The organism is Streptomyces sp. NPDC052225 (assembly GCF_040679615.1).
GTDB lineage: Bacteria > Actinomycetota > Actinomycetes > Streptomycetales > Streptomycetaceae > Streptomyces.
Map to the genome: position 1 here is coordinate 161,779 of NZ_JBFAVD010000012.1, position 16,765 is coordinate 178,543.

The following is a 16,765-nucleotide window of genomic DNA, read 5'->3' on the forward strand; positions in this document are numbered from 1 at the left end:
GATTTCGGCTGCTGCTCGTAACTTCGAACGGGACCGTAAGGTCGAAGCGCTTCGAGCGTCAATGGGTCGTACGAAAGTTTTCGACGCCCCATTTGAGAAAAGCCGCAGACGCGACTGCTCATCAACCGAGCAGTCGCGTCTGCGGCTTTCGACGTGGCTGGGCGCGCCCCGCGGCGGAGCCGCCAATCGATACAGCCCCGCGCCCCTGGCGGGGTCTATCCGAAGGCAGGTTGAGGAAGGCCCTGGCCGACGCCCGGCAGCACCAGGAGTGAACCTGCCAGCGGGTATGGGGAGTTGAGGCCCACTCGGGCCGTCGAGATGTACAGGTCCGTCAAGCTGTCGCCGCCGAATGCGCAGGCCGTGGGGCGGCGGACCGGGAGGGGGACGGTGCGGTCGAGGGCGCCGGACGGGGTGTAGCGGCGCAGGGCTCCGCCGTCCCACAGGGCCACCCAGACGCAGCCTTCGGCGTCGACCGTGAGGCCGTCGGGGTAGCCCGCGCCCTCCTCGACCGTCGCCAACTCGCGCCGCCCGGTGACCTGTTCACCGTCCACGTCGAAGACGTCGATGCGACGGGTCGTGGTGTCCACGTAGTACATGAGCTTGCCGTCGGGGCTCCAGCCGGTGCCGTTGGAGACCGTGACGTCGTCGAGAATTTCGGTGGCCGTGCCGTCGGGCGCGAGGCGGATCAGGTTGCCGCCGCCGGGAGTTTCGTCGTACGCCATCGAGCCCGCCCAGAGCGAGCCGTCGGGGGCGACCGCCGCGTCGTTGCCACGGCGGCCGGGGACGGGGTCGCGGTGCAGCCAGGTGAAGGCACCCTCGGTCGAGTAACTGCCCACGCCGTCACGGAGGTTGACCACCAGGCCGCCGTCGGTGCGCGGCTTGGCGGCGCCCACGTGCTGCTCGGTGACCATGACCGTGCGGCGGCCGCTGCCGGGCTCGTACGTGTGGACGCGCGAGCCGAGGATGTCCACCCAGATCAGCCGGCCCGTCGCCGCGTCCCAGGTCGGCCCCTCGCCGAGTTCGGCGGATGCGCGCACCGCGACCTCGATCACTGGGTCACCCCGCGGTGGCCGAGCCGCTCGGACAGGTCGGCGGCACCCTTGGTGGCGAGCTGGGCGAGCTCGTCCTCGCGGGCGTCGCTCCAGCGGATCATCGGTACGGAGATGGAGAGCGCGGCGACGACCCGGTTGGTGCGGTCGCGCACGGGGGCGGCGACGCAGGACACGTCCGTGTTCGACTCGCGGCTCTCCACGGCCCAGCCGCGCTCGCGGATCCCGAGAAGGTGCTCGCGCAGGACGGCCGGGTCGGTGATGCTGTTCTCGGTCATGGCGGGCAGGTCCGCGTCGTCCGGGATGCGCGCGGCCAGCTCGGGTTCGGGCAGGGACGCCAGCAGCATCTTGCCGACGGAGGTGCAGTGCGCGGGAAGGCGGCGTCCGGCGGCGGAGACCATGCGCACGGCGTGCGTGGAGTCGACCTTGGCGATGTAGATGACATCGGTGCCTTCGAGGATCGCCACGTGGACCGTCTCGTCGCAGGTCTCGGCGACGGTGCGGGCGACCTGCTGGCCCTCGGCGGCGAGGTCGAGCTGTTCCGCGTACCGGCTGCCGAGCTGGTAGGGGCGGACCCCGAGCCGGTAGCGGCCGGGCTGGCCGGGGACCTGGGCGATGTAGGAGCGGGCGGCGAGAGTGGTGACGAGTTCGTGCACCGTGGTGCGCGGGAGCTGTAGCTTGCGGACGATGTCGGGGGCGGACAGCGTGCCGTCCCCGTCCAGGAAGAGCTCCAATATGTCCAGAGCCCGGGTCACGGCGGGTACGAGGCGTCCCACGACTCCCCTCCCATGTTCGACATTTCAACTGACGGTCGGTATCGCGAACATAGGCTATGCATAGCAGCCCGGACCGGGCAATGGGTCAGCCCCGACGGGCGTTACGGGAGTTACGGACGGGCGTTACGGGAATCACATGGGGCCGAGCTCGCCGCGCAGCCGGCGGGCCCGCAGCACCAGTTCCAGCTCGAAGCGGCGGTCCGGGTCGTCCACCTCGTCGCCCCACAGTTCCCGGATCTGGCGCAGGCGGTAGCGGACGGTCTGCGGGTGGACGCCGAGCCGGGCGGCGACCTCGGGGGCGCCGCCGCGCGTCTCCAGCCAGGCGAGCAGCGTCTCGGCGAGGCGGCGCGCGTGGGTGGGGCCGCAGTGGGTGAGGGGTTCGAGGGCGCGCCGGGTGAGGTCGTCGACGAGTTCCTCGGGCTGGAGCAGGACGAGGGCCTGGGTGTGCTCGGTGCAGCGCAGGACCTCGTCGGCGGGGAGCAGGCCGCGCTCCATGAGGGCGACGGCGGCCTCGGCCCAGCGCAGCGACTTCGCTGCGTCGGGCGGGGCGACGGGCGGGCCGATCGCGCCGGACCAGCCGGACAGGGCACGCCGTAACAGCTCGGGGCGGCCGCCCGCGTCGGGGTCGGGGACGACGAGCCGGGGCCGTTCCGCCTCCATGTCGAGCAGGACGTCGGGGCCGACGGCCGGGGCGACGGCGTCGCGGGCGGGCCGCAGGAGCACGCCGACGGCGACCCGGTCGGGGACGGGCCAGCCGATGCGGGCGGCGCGTTCGGTGAGCGCCTTGACCGGGTCGGGCGGCGCTGCGGCCCTGCCTTCGAGCAGGAGGTCCATCAACTTCCGCTGCTGGCGCAGCCGTTCGCCTTCCTGGCGGGCTGCGGCCTCGGCGTAGCCGCGGACGGACTGGTCGACGAGGCCGTCGAGGTACTCGTAACCGGACTCGGCGAGTTCGTACATCGCCGGGGGCGGGATGCGCAGCCGCTGTCCGATGTCGGCGAGTCGGCGCCAGGCCAGTTTCACGCCGAGCCGGTACATCGCCTGGAGCGCGTCGAGGCTGCGGCCGTGCAGGGACTGGCCGCGGCCGAACTCCTGGAAGACGGAAGGCGGTTGGCCCTCCACGTTGGAGGTGGTGGCGACATGGGTCAGCTGGTGCACGAAGCCCTCGATGGCGCGCCGGATGCCGACCAGGGCCATCGGTTCGCCCGACTCGTCGAGCACCAGCGGCAGATGCGGGAACTCGCGCCGGATCTCGTCGAGGATGTCCTGGGCGAGCCGGGGCGCCTCGTCCATGGCGAGTTCGGCGAACTGCTTGACCTGGAGGCGCGGCACGTCGCACCAGGCGGATCGCGCGGTGGCGGGCACGGCCTCAGCGCCCCTGGCCCGGTGTCTCGTAGGTCACCAGTGGCGTGTTGGGCTGGTCCGGTGTCACGTTGATCAGCGCGAGCACGCCGATGGCGGCGGCCACGGCGAGCGCGGCGCCGGCGGCCGCGGTCAGCGCGGCGGCGAGCAGTCGGTTCATCGCAGGGTCAGCCTCTCGTCCGAGATCTGGTCCCCACCCGGTGTGCCCCGTGAATCTGTTCATCCCCGTCAAGTCCCCAGTCTCGACAGTCCATTGACACCTCGTCAAGAGCACGTCTACGGTTCCCGGCCCATGACCGGCAGACCACGGGCGGACCGTGGTGCCCCATCCCCCAGGAGTGCCGGATGAGTCGCAACACGTCCCGTACCGCCTCACCTCTTTCCCTGGTCAGTCTGGGTCTCGGCACGTTCCTGCTCGTCCTCGCGGGCCTGCTCGCCTGGTACGTGGAACCGCGCGCCGAGCGCACCCCGATCGACATCGACACCACGACCGTGTTCACCGGAACCGGGAGTTATTTCGACACCGACAAGATCGAGACGGTCGAAGGAGAACGCCTGACGATCACCCGGCAGGTGCGCGGCGACGTCGCCGCGAGCGACAGGAGCGGCCGGGCCGTGTGGGACGTCGTGACGTCCGTCGACACGGCGAAGTCGCTGCCCGCGGCCGACCCGCACGACGCGCTCCAGTGGACCCAGGAGCGCTGGGTCACCGACCGGAGGACCAACGCGCCGGTGCACTGCTGCGGCGAGGAGCCGACCTTCGAGGGAGAGGCGTACCTGAAGTTCCCCTTCGGCGTCGAGAAGCGCACATACACCTGGTGGGACAACACGCTGGGCGCCACCGTCCCGCTCCGCTTCAGCGGTACGACGAAGATCCAGGGCTACGAGGGCTACCGGTTCACCGGCACCGTCGCGCCCGCCAGGACTGGCTCGCGTCTGGTGCCGGGCACGATCGTCGGGCAGCCGAAGAAAGGCCAGGTGCTCGCCGAGGAGTGGTACGCCAACCACGGCATCGAGCTGGTCGTCGACCGCCGCACCGGACGCGTCCTGTACGCGGCGATCGGCCCGCGCAAGACGCTGCGCGCACCCGGGAAGACCAAGGACGCGGCCGTCCTGCTGGACAGCCGGAAGATCGCGTTCACCCCGAAGACGCAGCGCGAGCAGGTCGCCACCGCCCGGGACGACAACGACCGTCTCACCCTGCTCGGCACGACGCTCCCCATCGGCGCGGGCGCGCTGGGCGTGCTGCTCGTGGCGGCCGGGATCGTCTTCGTCGTACGGGGCAGGGGTGGCAGTGAGCAGCGTGAAGGGCCGGAGCGTCCGGATCCCGATACGTCCCCGACGACCCTGGAAACGTCCACGATGTGACGGTACGTCAGCTCAGCAAAGCCCGAAACTTGTCACGCCGGTGAGTAGCCGCATCGAACAGCGCGGCGAAAACTGTGCCACCCCACCCCGTGCACAGACCCCGCACAAGCCAGGCACAGTACCCCCCGGTAGCCCCACCCCGCAGAACGAACGAAGCTCCACCCCACCCCCACACAGTTCCGCACCCTGAGACGAGTTGGAGCACCGATGCCCCAGCACGTGCCTTCGTCGCTGCGCACCGCGTCCCCACCGGGCGCGCAGCGGCTTCCGGCCGGTCCCCCACCACCGCGCCGGATCGTGTTCCTCGCCCACCGCGACCTCGGTAATCCGGCCGCGGGCGGCTCCGAACTGCTCGTCGACCGGCTGGCCGACGGGCTGACGCGCCAGGGTCACCAGGTGACGCTGCTGTGCGGCGGACCGGCCGCGTACCGCGACTACCGCGTGGTCTCGGCGGGCGGCCAGGCGGCCCACTATCTGCGCGCACGCTCGGCGTTCGCCCGCCAGGTCGGCGACTGCGATCTGCTGGTCGAGGTCTGCAACGGCATGCCGTACCTGGCGCCGCTGTGGCACCGCGGCCCGACGCTCTGCCTGGTCAACCACGTCCACACGGACCTGTGGCGGATGCGGCTGCGCGGGCCGCTTGCGCCGGCGGCCCACATCGGCCGAAGACTTGAGCACTGGGCCCTGTCCGGGGTCGCCCAGCGCCGCAATCTGCTCGTCGCCGTCTCGCCGTCGACGGCGAACGCCCTGCACGGCATCGGTGTGGACCCGGCCCGCATCCGTCTCGTCCCCAACGGGGTCGAGGAGCCTGGCCCGCGCGCCGACCGTTCCCCCGAGCCGATGTTCCTGGCGATGGGCCGGCTCGTCGAGTACAAGCGGATCGATCTGCTCCTGCGCCTGTGGGAGCGGGTGCGCCCGGTGACGGGCGGCCGCCTGGTGATCGTAGGAGACGGCCCTGAAGCCTCTCGTCTCCGTCAACTCGCGGGCGAGGGCGTCGAGTTCACCGGTCATGTCTCCGAGGCCGACAAGCACCGGCTGCTCTGCGAGGCGTGGCTGCTGCTGCACCCTTCGGCCGTCGAGGGGTGGGGTCTGGTGATCACGGAGGCGGCGGCGCGCGGCACGCCCGCGGTCGGCTTCGACGTGCCCGGGGTGCGCGACTCCATCGAGGACGGCGTGACCGGCCTGCTCGCGCACGGCGACTCGTCGTTCGCGGCGGCCTGGTGCACCCTCGCCCTGTCCACGCACCGCCGCGAGCTGATGGGCAAGGCGGCGGAGGAGCGCGCGTCGGCCTACCGATGGGCGCACTCCGTACGGCAGTTCAGAAATGTCGCGGCGGAGGCGGTGAGGGGCTGGGCACCGTGACGGCCACCGGCCTGAGGGATCCCTCGCCGCGCCGCTCCCTCACCCTCTTCCGGGCGTTCCTGCGCGAGCAGCGCGATCCCGAGGCGTGTTACGCGCTGCTCGCCAGGGACGCCGCCGATCAGGTCGAGGCGTACGGGAAGGTGGCCGGGAAGGTCGTCGTCGACGTCGGCGGCGGCAGCGGGCACTTCACGCGCGAGTTCCGGGCGCGCGGCGCGACGGGCATCCTCTTCGAGCCGGACACAAGGGAGTTGGGGTCGCATCCGCCGGCCGCGACGGTCGTGGCGGACGGCTATCTGCTGCCGCTGGCCGACGCGTCGGCGGACGTGACGTTCTCCTCGAACGTCCTGGAGCACGTCGCCGACCGCGACACGTTCCTGAGCGAGCTGGTGCGGGTGACGCGTCCGGGCGGCCTGATCTACGTCTCGTTCACCAACTGGTTCTCCCCCTGGGGCGGTCACGAGTGGGCGCCCTGGCACTACCTGGGCGCCGACCGCGCGCAGGCCCGCTACCGGCGCCGTACGGGCAAGGACCCCAAGCACACGCTGGGCGAGAACCTCTTCGCCCACCACATCGGGCCCACGCTGCGCCATGTCCGCGCCCGCGACGACGTGGCGGTCGTCTCGGCGCGCTCCCGCTACTGGCCGTTCCTCACGGAGGCGGTCGCGCGGGTCCCCGGGGTGCGCGAGTTCGCCACCTGGAACCTTCTCCTCATCCTCAGGCGGTGTCCCCCATGACGACCATGGTCCAGGCTCCACCCGCCGCGGCGACGAACCCCGAGCCCGAGCCGGGCCCGCACGCGCGCCGCTGGCTGTTCTCCTTCTGGGCCGTGCTGTTCGTCGCGTTCTGCGCGGTGCATCCGGGCCGGATGACGTTCGAGACGAAGCTCGGCGTCGCCCTCGACCCGTGGCAGTTCATCGCGGATCTGGGCCAGTTGTGGCACGACAGAGCCGGGTTCGGCGGGATCGCGGACCAGTACATCGGCTACGCGTTCCCGATGCTCCCCTTCTACGGCCTGGCCGATCTGCTCCAGCTCCCGGTGTGGCTGGCGGAACGGCTGTGGCTGTCGATCGTCGTGACGGTGGCGTTCTGGGGTGCGCTGCGGCTGATGGAACGCCTCGGTGTCGGCACACCGCGCAGCCGCCTGCTCGGCGCGGTGGCGTACGCGCTGTGGCCGACGTTCACGATCGTCGTCGGCTCGACGTCGGCGGCGGCGCTGCCGGGCGCGTTCCTGCCCTGGGTGCTGCTCCCGCTCGCCAACCCCCGTACCAGTGGCCGCATTTCGGCTGTCCGCTCGGCGCTGCTCATCCCGTTCATGGGCGGGGTGAACGCGTCGGCGACCCTCGCCTCGCTCGTCCCGGTCGGCCTCTACCTCCTGTCCCGGCCGCCGTCTCCCCGTAAGCGGCAGCAGATCGCCTGGTGGATCCCGGCAGTGATCCTGGCGACGGCGTGGTGGGTGATCCCGCTGCTCCTGCTCGGCATCCACGGCGAGAACTTCCTCCCGTACGTGGAGAGTTCGCAGACCACGACCGAGACGATGGCGGCGACCGAGACCCTGCGCGGCGCCGGCAACTGGGTCGCCTATCTGCATCTCGGCGAGGCCTGGCTGCCCGCGGGCTGGACCGTGGCGACGGCGGCGGTCACGATCGTCTGCTCGGCGCTCGCCGCCGGGCTCGGCCTCGCGGGCCTGGCCCGCCGCGACCTGCCGGAGCGCCGCTGGCTGCTGCTCACCGTGATGACGGCGGCGCTCATCACCCTCGCCGGATACGGGGGCTCGCTCGGCGCCCCCTTCCACGGCGCGGTGCAGACGTGGCTGGACGGGGGCCTCGCCCCGTTCCGCAACATCTACAAGTTCCAGACGGGCATCGCCCTCGCCCTCGTCCTCGGCCTCGCCCATCTCGTCGGCATCGCCACGGAGTCCCGGGGCACGCGCCCGCTGCGCGCCCGGCGGCACGCGCCGCTGATCGCCGCGATCCTGATCGTGCCCGGCCTCGCCTGGCCGTATCTCAACGGTGCGATCCTGCAACCGGGTTCGTTCCAGAAGCTCCCCACGTACTGGGAGACGACGGCCGACTGGCTGCACAAGTACTCCCCCGACTCGCGCGCCCTGGTGGTGCCCGCGACCGCCCACGGCATCTACACCTGGGGCTCCCCCATCGACCAGCCGCTCGACGTCCTCGCGGACTCGCGCTGGGCGCAGCGCGACTTCGTGCCGTTCGGCACGGCGGGCAACCGGCGCGCCCTCGACGCGATCGAGCAGGCCCTGATGTCCGGCGCCCAAGTCCCGGGGCTCCAGGACTACTTGAGCCGGGCCGGCCTCTACTACGTCGTGGTCCGCAACGACCTCGACCCGGACCAGTTCGGCTACGTGCCGACCGCCACGGTCAAGCGCACCCTCAGCGAGTCCGGCTTCCACCGCGTCACCGGCTTCGGCCCGATGGTGACCGGCGGCCGGATCGCCGAGAACACCCCGGCGCAGGTCGAGGGCCTGTACCCGCGCACCCGCTCCGTCGAGATCTACGCGCCCCGCGCCGACACCCACCGCCCCGGGCAGGCCGGACTGCTCCCCGTGCGGAACATGGCGGAGGTCAGCGGCGGCCCCGAGTCGCTCCTCCCGCTCTCGGCCGACCCGTCCTTCCGCGACCGCCCCACAGTGCTGACCGGCGACAACCACCCGGGCATCGGAACTCCCGCCCTGCGCACGGCGGTTGACGGGCTGCGGCGTGCCGACACCCGCTTCGGCCTCGTCAACACCAACACCTCGTACCCGTACACGCCGAAGGAACGCAACAACCCGGAGGCCGCACAGAACCCGGGCGAGGAACCGAAACAGCTGCTTCCCACCAAGGGCTCCGGCCATCAGACGACGGCCCGTATCGAGGGCGCGCGCTCCGTCACGGCGTCGTCGAGCGGCAACTGGCTCCTGTACCTCCCGCAGTTCGACCCGGTGAACGCCTTCGACGGCGATCCCGACACCGCGTGGGCGGAGGGCAGTCCGGGCTCGGCGAAGGGCGAGTGGGTGCGCGTCGACTTCGACGAGGCGACCGACATCCCGGCAACGCTCGCGCTCACCCCGCTCCCGCAGGACGGCGTACGGGCGGCGCCCACCCGGGTCCGTATCGAGACGGACAAGGGGTCGGCCACCGCCACCCTCCAGCCGAACGGCAAGCGGCAGCGCGTCAACTCCCCCGGCGGTACGGCGAAGTGGCTGAAGGTGACCATCCTCGAAACCCAGCGGGTGCGCCCCGGCGTGACCGGCGCCGGCTTCTCCGGCATCGACATCCCGGGCGTCAAGGTGACCCGCGCTCTGGCGCTGCCCGCCGACTCCGCGCGGGCCGACCAGTACACCTTCCACCGCGCCGGGGGCGACGGGGCGCTCACCCTCACCGACACCGAGCCCGACCTCGACCGCGTCTTCACCACCGGGTCCTCCGGCCGCTACAGCTTCAAGGCGACGGCCACCCCGACCCCGACCGACGCCCTCGACAAGCTCCTCTACTCCGTGGCCCCCGACCAGCGCCGCGAGATCACGGCGACGGCCGGCTCCACCGCGCGGATCGGCACCAACACCTCGGCCCGCAACCTGACCGACGGCGACCTGACCACGGCCTGGATCGCGGGCGACGACCCGACGATCCACCTCCGCTGGCCGGACAAGCAGCCGGTCTCCACCCTCGTGCTCCCGGCGGCGGGCGGCCTGTCCACCCGGCCCGAGAAGATCGAGATCAGCAGCCCCGACGGCGCGGCAGTGGCCGGTGTCGACGAGAACGGGGTCGCCCACTTCGACCCGATCACCACCGACCGCCTCGACATCACCATCACGAAGAAGGCGCCGCTGAAGGTCTACAACCCGATCGCCGACGAGGACCTCCAGCTCCCCGTCGGCCTGACGGAGGCGTACATCCCGAGCCTCGACCAGTACCGGGTCCAACAGCCCACCCCCGAGCGGGAGTTCACACTCCCCTGCGGCAAGGGCCCGACCGTCACGATCGACGGCACCCGCCACCGCACCTCCGCCCGGGGCACGCTCCAGGACCTCACCGAGCGCCGCCCGGTCGACATCACCCTGTGCGACACGCTCACGCTCCCGGCGGGCGAACACTCCCTCACCTCGTCCGGCGGCGGCGCGCTCGCCCTCACGGACCTCACCCTCACCCGCGCCGCCGCCGACACGGACGAGGAGATCACGCCCACCAACCGCGACCTCAGCATCCAGGACTGGCTCGGCGACCACCGCGAGGTCCACGTCGGCGCGGGCGAGGCGACCTACCTGACCACCTACGAGAACGCCAACGACGGCTGGAAGGCCACCCTGAACGGCAAGGAGCTCACCTCCCTGCGCCTCGACGGCTGGCAGCAGGCATGGCTGGTCCCCGGCGGCGCGAGCGGCACGATCAAGCTGTCGTACGAGCCCGCGTCGACGTACGACATCGGGCTGATCGCGGCAGGCGTGGCCCTCCTCGCGCTCGGCGCGCTCGCCCTGTGGCGCCGCGAACCCCCGGACCACCTGGAAGCCCCGGCCGAACCTCCGGCCCCCGGCTGGATCCTCGGCACGATCGCCCTCACCCTCATCGGCATCGTGATCGCGGGCCCCTGGGCGGCCCTCGTCCCGGCCCTGGCCCTCCTCGCCTGGAAACGCCACGCACTGCTCGTACCGCTGGCGTTCCTGGCGATGGCGGCGGCGGGCATCATCGCGGCGGTGGGCGCGGGGCACCCGGTCCGGGAGGGCCAGGGAGCGTTCAGCACGGCGGCTCAACTCCTGGCGCTGATCGCACTGTTCGCAGCGTTGGTGACACCCGACCAAGCCCTTCTTGGCGCAAATCAACCCCGGTCAAATCCGGACCCTTCAGGCACAACTCAACCCGCACCAGGCACAACTCAACCCGCACCAGGCACAAATCAAGCCGCACCAGGCACAAATCAAGCCCCTCCGGCGATTGAGGAGCGGGGTCCGGGGCAGAGCCCCGAGACCCGCACCGCGCCCCCGGGCAAGAACTCCGAAGAGGGGACCGCCCGATGACGACCCTGGACGCCCCTCACACCCGCACCCCCCAGAGGGTCCCCTTCCCCACCGTCGACGAGATCTCCCGCCACTGCCTCCAGCACGAGGAACCCGAAACGGTCCACATCGAGGTACACCTCACCGGCCACCTCGACGAGGCCCGCCTGAACACCGCGTTCACCGAAGCCCTGCACCGCCACCCCCGCATCCTCATGCGCGAGGCCCCCCGCCCCTGGTACGCCCGCCGCTACGAGTGGGAGCTGACCGACGCCCCGGACGTTCCACCCGTGACGTTCCCCGCCCCCACCCCCGACGCCCTCAAAGAGGCCCGCACCCGCGCGCTCGCCGAGGCCCCGCCGCTCACGGCGTCCCCGCCGATCCGCCTGGAGGCGGTCCCGGACCCCGACTCACCCACAGGCGCAACGGTCCTCTTCCTCACCATCAACCACACGGCCCTCGACGGCCCCGCCTGCCTCCGCATCCTGGCCACGGCCGCGGAACTCTACGGCGGCCGCGACAACGCACCCCCGCCGACCCCGGCCCCGCCCTCCGCGACGGCCCCGGCCCCCGATCTCCCCTCGACCTGGTCCCGCCCGGCCCGCGTGGCGCACGGCAGGCCCGAACCCAGCCCCGGCAACGGCCTCCTGGTCTGCGAGCTGCCCGTGCCGCGCCGCCCCAAGGGCGCCCCGTACACGGTGAACGACCAGCTCATGGTGGCCACCGCCCGCACGCTCGCCGACTGGAACGAGGAGCACGGCACGGCCCCGAGCCGCCGCAGGCCGCTGCGCATCACGATGCCGGTGGACGACCGCCCCCGGGACGCGACGATGCCCATCGGCAACGGCACGCGTCTGGTCGAGGTCCCCTTCACCCCGGCGGACCTGCACCTGCCCACACCCGAACTCCTCCACCTCACGTCCACCCGCACCACGGCCCTCAAGTCGCTCCCGCGTCCTCAGCTCGGCCACGGGGCCGCCCTGTTGACGTCGCCGTACGCGCCGGTCTCCTGGCGGGCTGCGGCCACCCGGGCGCTGCGCACGGCGGCCGCGCCGTGGACGTCCACGACCCTGCTCAGCAACATCGGCCGCATCCCGTACCCGCTGGACTTCGGGGACGGCGGGCGGGCGAGCGCCGTGTGGTTCTCGGCGCCGGCCCGGATGCCGCGCGGCCTGACGTTCACCACCGCGTCCACGGCGGGCCGCCTGCACCTGGCCCTGCGCTGGTCGCGCACGCTCCTCGGCCACGGCGACGGGGCGCACCTGCGCGACCTGTTCGAGCACCACCTCCACGCGACACAGGAGGAGCCACGATGACGAGCGCCCTCTCCACCCCCGGCCCCGACCTGCGGGACTTCTACGAGAACCCCGCCGTCCCGGTGGCCTCCGGCACCCCCCGCACCCTGCGCCAGACCCGCATCCTCGCGTCCGCGCTGACCGGCACCCGAGCAGCGACGGTCCTCGACGTCGGCTGCGGCGACGGCTCGGCGGCGGCGGTCGCCACCCGGCTGCTGCCCGGCCACCACCTCATCGGCGTCGACTGGTCGCAGGACGCCCTGCGCCGCGCGGCGTCCCGCGTCCCGCACGTCGTACGGGGTGAACTCACGGACCACGGACTGCCGTTCAGGGACGGTGCAGCCGACGCGGTCCTCCTCTCCGAGGTCATCGAGCACCTGGTCGACCCCGACGCGGCGCTCGACGAGATCCGCCGCGTGCTGCGCCCCGGCGGCCACCTGATGCTCTCCACACCGAACCTGGCCGCCTGGTACAACCGCGCCCTGCTGCTCGCCGGCGTGCAGCCCGTCTTCTCGGAGGTGAGCCTGCGCGCGATCCACGGCCGCCCGGGGACGGAGGTGGTCGGCCACCTGCGCCTCTACACGGCGCGTGCGCTGCGGGAGTTCGTCGCCGCGTCGGGTTTCGAGGTCGTACGAGTGACAGGCGCACCCTTCCACGGAGTGCCGCGCCCCCTGCGCCCGCTCGACCGACTGGCCTGCGCCGCCCCCGCGCTCTCCTCGATCCTCCTCCTGCACGCCCGAAGGACGTGACCCGGGATGCCCGCCGTGGCATGGGGAGTCGGCGCGGCGCTCCTCGCGAACACCCTCTACAGCGTCGGATTCGTCCTGGAGAAACGTGCCCTCACCCGGCTGCCGGAAGTGAGCGTGCGCCGCCCTGCGCACCTCCTGCGGCAGGTGATCACCAGCCCGCTGTGGCTGGCGGGTTCGATCGCCCTGGCCTCCGGTTTCGGCGCCCAGTTAGCCGTCTACCGCACGCTGCCCATAGCGGCGGCGCAGGGCATTTTCGTATCAGGTCTCGTCCTGTTGCTCCTCCTCTCCTCCCGCCTCCTGGGCGAGCGCACCAGCGGCCGCGAGCGGTACGCGATCGGGGCGATCCTCGCGGCGCTCCTCATGGTCGTCCTCTCGCTGCGCGACACCGGCCAGGGCCAGGACGCGATCGGCGGCCGGGCCCCGGCGCCGCTCATCCTCACGGTCTGCATCCCGTCGCTCGCGGCCGGCCTCTACCTGTACGGGGCCGCGGAGCGCAGGGCCCGCCACCGGCACCGGATGCCGACGGCGGGCGTCGAGTACGGCGTCGCGGTCGGCCTGCTCTACGGGGTCAGCTCCCTGGCGATCAAGGGCGTGTCCGGCGTGCTCCCCGACGTCCCGGCACTCTTCACGTCCCCCTACCCCTACCTCCTCCTCTGCACGGGCGCGTGCGGCCTCGTCATGTCGCAGGCGGCGCTGCAACGCTGCCGGGCCTCACTGATCGTCCCCGTCTGCACCACGGTGACGAGCCTCTTCACGGCCGTACTCGGCACGCTGGCGTTCGGCGAATCGCTCCCGCACGAGCCATTGCGCCTGACCCTGCGCGTAGCGGGCACGGCGCTGGCGGTGGCGGTCCTCGTCCTCATGCCGAAGCACGACGCACAGCCGGCCCCCGAACCCTCAACCGACCCTCACCCCACCGGAGTTGCCGCGCCATGACCCCCGACGACCCGCTGCTGAAGATCCTGGCCTGCCCGCTCGACAAGGGCCCGCTGCTCCTCGTACCGGACGACGGCACCCACGGCCAGGCGCTCTACAACCCGCGCCTGCACCGCCGTTACCCGATCGTCGACGGCATCCCGCAGCTGCTGCCCTCCTCCGGCGAGCAGCTCCCCGAGGACGCCCACGAACAGCTCCTCAAACAGGTGGAGCAGGCGGGCCGGGCGACCCCATGACGACCCTCGCCGCCCGCATGGCCCCCTACCTCCCCGCCCGCCTCACCGCCGCGACGGCCCGCGCCCTCTACCCCCGCTTCGAACCCGAACTGGCCCGGCTGGCGGACATGTCCCCGGCGGACGGAACGTTCCGTACGGCGGTGGACGTCGGCGGCTGGTACGGCCCCTGGACGCACCGCCTCGCGGCCCGCGCCCACCGCGTCGTCACCCTCGAACCGGTCCCGCACCTCGCCCGCACGCTCACCGCGTCCGCGCCCCCGAACGTCAAGGTCGTCCGCGCGGCGGCCAGCGACCGCCCCGGTACGGCACCGCTGTGGCAGCCACCGCACGACGAACGGGGCGAACGCGGCGTGTCGTCCCTGGTCCGCCGCGACGGCCTGCACGCGGCGACAGGCCACGAGGTCACGACGGTGACCCTGGACGAACTGGCCCTGACTGACGTCGACTTGATCAAAATCGACGTCGACGGAGCGGAGCTCCAGGTCCTGCGCGGCGCACACGCACTCCTCGCCCGCGACCGCCCGGCCCTCTTCATCGAACTGGAGACCCGCATCCAGCCGATCGCGCCGGTCGTCGACCATCTCCGGGCCCGGGGCTACGAGGGCTGGGTCCTGCCGGCGCACACCTGGCTCCCCCTCCCCCGCTTCGACCTGGCGGCCCACCAGAGCGCCACGTCACACATCGCCTCGCAGGGCCTGCTCCGCAGAGCCCTCACCCCCACCGCACGCCGCCCGCGCTACGTGAACTCGGTCCTCTTCCTTCCCGACGGGCGGGTACCGGGCCGGGTGCGCGACCATGGACGGCATGCCCCGTCGCCCGCCCACCGGCCCCGCTGAACCCTTCACCCCGCTCCACTTCCAGCTGGTCCTGCTGCGCCGCATGGCCGACCACAATCCACGCCTGGTGGAGACGGCCCGCGCCGACCTCGGCGTCTCGGTCGCCGACATGCGCGAGGCCAATCGCCGCTGGCAGGCGATGCTGCACGCCCGGGCGGCCGCTCGGCGGTCTCCCGCTACCGCGCGATCCTCGGCGCTCCTGAGCAACGCCTGCTCCGCAAGATCGGCGACCTCGAATGCGAGGCGCTCCTCTGGCCGGTCCCCCTCTGGCCGGACCTCCGCTTCGAGGTCCTCCTCGCCCCGACGGGCGCGGTCTGGAACGAATGGCTGATCCGCACCCCCGGCGCCCCCGCCCCGCCCCTCCACACCCTCACGGACCTGACCCCCTGGTCCTGCACGGTCGACGAAGCGGCCCGCGCCTTCCCCCCGGCCCGCCCCCTGGAGGGCTCGGCCCCCACCCGCTGGGGCCTGACCTTCACGGCGCCGGACGCGGAGGGGGTCGCACGGGAGGTGCGGGCGGAGTTCACCTGGGGGTTGCTTCAGCGGTGGTCCCTGGCGTGAGGGCCGCGAGGAAGGCGGTGAACGCGGCGGGACCGACGGCTAGGGGGGTGCGGGCGGGGTCTTTGGAGTCGCGGATGGATATGTGGGTAGGGGCGGTGGCTACTTCCACGCAGGCGTTGCCGTCGCCGCTTCCCGAGTACGAGGACTTGCGCCAGACGCCGGGATCAGTCACGGGATGCCTCACAATTCCTTGGCCAGCCGGTGGATGACGTCACGGGACCGGTCGGGGTCGAGTGACACCGCCTCCACCCTACGGAAGAGTGTTCGGAAGACGCCGAGTTGAGCCTCGGAGTCCACGAAGACGGCACCGTGAGGCCCGTCGCGCACGACGGTGTCCAGCTTCGGAACAGGACCACCGGCGTACACCATGTCTGCCGTGACGTCGGCGAACTCGTCCAGATCGAACGGGATCACCCGCACACTGACGTGGTCCCCCTCGGAGAGCTCCAGCACCTGCATGAGCTGAGCCCGGGACACTGCACGCCCGCCGACCCTGATCCGCAGCGCAGCTTCATGGACCAGCACGTCGTACGGGATGGGGCGCTCCCCCTCGATGACGGCGCGCCGCTGCATCCGATGCCGTACGCGCATCTCCCTTTCCCCGTCCGGAAGTTGAGGCACACGACACGAAAAGAGAGCACGCGCATACCCCTCGGTCTGGAGGAGGCCGGGGATGTGCAGGAAGTCCACGTCCCACCTGTACGCGGCGTGATGCTCCAGCTCGGACAGGTCCAGGAACGAGGTGGGCAGCAGCCCTCGATACTCCTCCCACCACCCACGGGCACGCTCGGACGCCATGCCGGCCAGCGCGTCGACGAACTCACCGTCCTCGCAGGCGTAATGGGCGGCCATCCGCCGCAGGCGCTGCTCACTGACGCCCGAGGTCCCGGCCTCGATCTGACTGATCTGCACGGAGTTGACCCCGAGCAGCGCAGCCGCCTCGCGCGCACTGAGCCCCGCCGCCTCGCGGAGCCTGCGCAGCTCCACCGCCAACCGCAACTGCCGCGCTGTCGGTTCGCGCTTGGTACCCATCGACGCTCCTAGCTCCAACTCGCCCAACAGGGCGGCCCGTTCAGGGGAAGATTACGCGACCCGCTTGCGAGACCTTAAATCTAACGTCTACCGTCAGTGACGCGACGCACACACTGCGGCACCCGGGGACCCGGAAGCGCACCGCTCCGCCCTGCCAGGACGGAAGCGACAGGCCACCGCCGGAAGACCGCAACTCCCGCTCACCCGAAC

At 72.1% G+C, this 16,765-nt stretch carries 15 protein-coding genes and 1 pseudogene; 10 read left to right on the forward strand and 6 right to left on the reverse strand.

Going from position 1 to position 16,765, the window contains the following annotated elements; translation table 11 throughout:
- Window positions 1–215: 215 nt before the first annotated feature.
- The 4 genes from AB0L37_RS19700 to AB0L37_RS19715 form a co-directional block, all read right to left on the reverse strand.
- Window positions 216–1,052 (reverse strand): SMP-30/gluconolactonase/LRE family protein, encoded by an 837-nt coding sequence (locus tag AB0L37_RS19700; protein WP_365506623.1) that lies wholly within the window; start codon window positions 1,050–1,052, stop codon window positions 216–218.
- Window positions 1,049–1,825, reverse strand: a complete 777-nt coding sequence (locus AB0L37_RS19705) for an IclR family transcriptional regulator (RefSeq protein ID WP_365506625.1) — start codon at window positions 1,823–1,825, stop codon at window positions 1,049–1,051. The genes AB0L37_RS19700 and AB0L37_RS19705 overlap by 4 nt, the downstream gene beginning before the upstream one ends.
- Before the next feature lie 132 nt (window positions 1,826–1,957).
- On the reverse strand, window positions 1,958–3,187 hold the full coding sequence (locus AB0L37_RS19710) for a helix-turn-helix domain-containing protein (RefSeq protein ID WP_365506628.1): 1,230 nt from the start codon (window positions 3,185–3,187) through the stop codon (window positions 1,958–1,960).
- Window positions 3,188–3,191: 4 nt separating this feature from the next.
- The gene (locus tag AB0L37_RS19715) at window positions 3,192–3,344 is read right to left on the reverse strand and encodes a hypothetical protein (protein ID WP_365506631.1); all 153 of its coding nucleotides are present in this window, start codon (window positions 3,342–3,344) and stop codon (window positions 3,192–3,194) included.
- A 185-nt stretch (window positions 3,345–3,529) separates the two neighbouring features.
- On the opposite strand from AB0L37_RS19715, the gene AB0L37_RS19720 reads away from it, so the two are divergent.
- The 10 genes and pseudogenes from AB0L37_RS19720 to AB0L37_RS19765 all read left to right on the forward strand — a co-directional run bounded on the left by AB0L37_RS19720 (window position 3,530) and on the right by AB0L37_RS19765 (window position 15,523).
- Entirely contained in the window at window positions 3,530–4,552 is a 1,023-nt protein-coding gene (locus AB0L37_RS19720) for a DUF3068 domain-containing protein (protein ID WP_365506633.1), read from the forward strand.
- Window positions 4,553–4,759: 207 nt separating this feature from the next.
- The gene (locus AB0L37_RS19725; protein WP_365506636.1) at window positions 4,760–5,914 is read left to right on the forward strand and encodes a glycosyltransferase family 4 protein; all 1,155 of its coding nucleotides are present in this window, start codon (window positions 4,760–4,762) and stop codon (window positions 5,912–5,914) included.
- Window positions 5,911–6,648, forward strand: coding sequence for a class I SAM-dependent methyltransferase (locus AB0L37_RS19730; RefSeq protein WP_365506639.1), 738 nt, complete (start codon window positions 5,911–5,913; stop codon window positions 6,646–6,648). The genes AB0L37_RS19725 and AB0L37_RS19730 overlap by 4 nt, the downstream gene beginning before the upstream one ends.
- Window positions 6,645–10,931 carry an alpha-(1->3)-arabinofuranosyltransferase gene (locus AB0L37_RS19735; protein WP_365506642.1) on the forward strand — a complete coding sequence of 1,429 codons (4,287 nt, stop codon included), beginning with the start codon at window positions 6,645–6,647 and terminating at the stop codon, window positions 10,929–10,931. Before AB0L37_RS19730 ends, AB0L37_RS19735 begins: the two co-directional genes overlap by 4 nt.
- Entirely contained in the window at window positions 10,928–12,226 is a 1,299-nt protein-coding gene (locus AB0L37_RS19740; RefSeq protein ID WP_365506645.1) for a condensation protein, read from the forward strand. The genes AB0L37_RS19735 and AB0L37_RS19740 overlap by 4 nt, the downstream gene beginning before the upstream one ends.
- Window positions 12,223–12,954 carry a methyltransferase domain-containing protein gene (locus tag AB0L37_RS19745; RefSeq protein WP_365506648.1) on the forward strand — a complete coding sequence of 244 codons (732 nt, stop codon included), beginning with the start codon at window positions 12,223–12,225 and terminating at the stop codon, window positions 12,952–12,954. Before AB0L37_RS19740 ends, AB0L37_RS19745 begins: the two co-directional genes overlap by 4 nt.
- A 6-nt stretch (window positions 12,955–12,960) precedes the next feature.
- Window positions 12,961–13,890 carry a hypothetical protein gene (locus tag AB0L37_RS19750; protein ID WP_365506651.1) on the forward strand — a complete coding sequence of 310 codons (930 nt, stop codon included), beginning with the start codon at window positions 12,961–12,963 and terminating at the stop codon, window positions 13,888–13,890.
- Window positions 13,887–14,126: a Trm112 family protein gene (locus AB0L37_RS19755; RefSeq protein WP_365506654.1), complete on the forward strand. Its 240-nt coding sequence runs from the start codon at window positions 13,887–13,889 to the stop codon at window positions 14,124–14,126. Before AB0L37_RS19750 ends, AB0L37_RS19755 begins: the two co-directional genes overlap by 4 nt.
- Window positions 14,123–14,962 (forward strand): FkbM family methyltransferase, encoded by an 840-nt coding sequence (locus tag AB0L37_RS19760; protein ID WP_365506657.1) that lies wholly within the window; start codon window positions 14,123–14,125, stop codon window positions 14,960–14,962. The genes AB0L37_RS19755 and AB0L37_RS19760 overlap by 4 nt, the downstream gene beginning before the upstream one ends.
- A pseudogene (locus AB0L37_RS19765) lies at window positions 14,931–15,523 on the forward strand (hypothetical protein). The gene AB0L37_RS19760 and the pseudogene AB0L37_RS19765 overlap by 32 nt, the downstream one beginning before the upstream one ends.
- On the opposite strand, the gene AB0L37_RS19770 reads toward AB0L37_RS19765, so the two are convergent.
- Both AB0L37_RS19770 and AB0L37_RS19775 read right to left on the reverse strand, forming a co-directional pair.
- Window positions 15,486–15,695, reverse strand: a complete 210-nt coding sequence (locus AB0L37_RS19770; RefSeq protein WP_365506660.1) for a DUF397 domain-containing protein — start codon at window positions 15,693–15,695, stop codon at window positions 15,486–15,488. The pseudogene AB0L37_RS19765 and the gene AB0L37_RS19770 overlap by 38 nt on opposite strands.
- A gap of 8 nt (window positions 15,696–15,703) precedes the next feature.
- The gene (locus tag AB0L37_RS19775; protein WP_365506663.1) at window positions 15,704–16,555 is read right to left on the reverse strand and encodes a helix-turn-helix transcriptional regulator; all 852 of its coding nucleotides are present in this window, start codon (window positions 16,553–16,555) and stop codon (window positions 15,704–15,706) included.
- Between the last annotated feature and the right edge of the window lie 210 nt (window positions 16,556–16,765).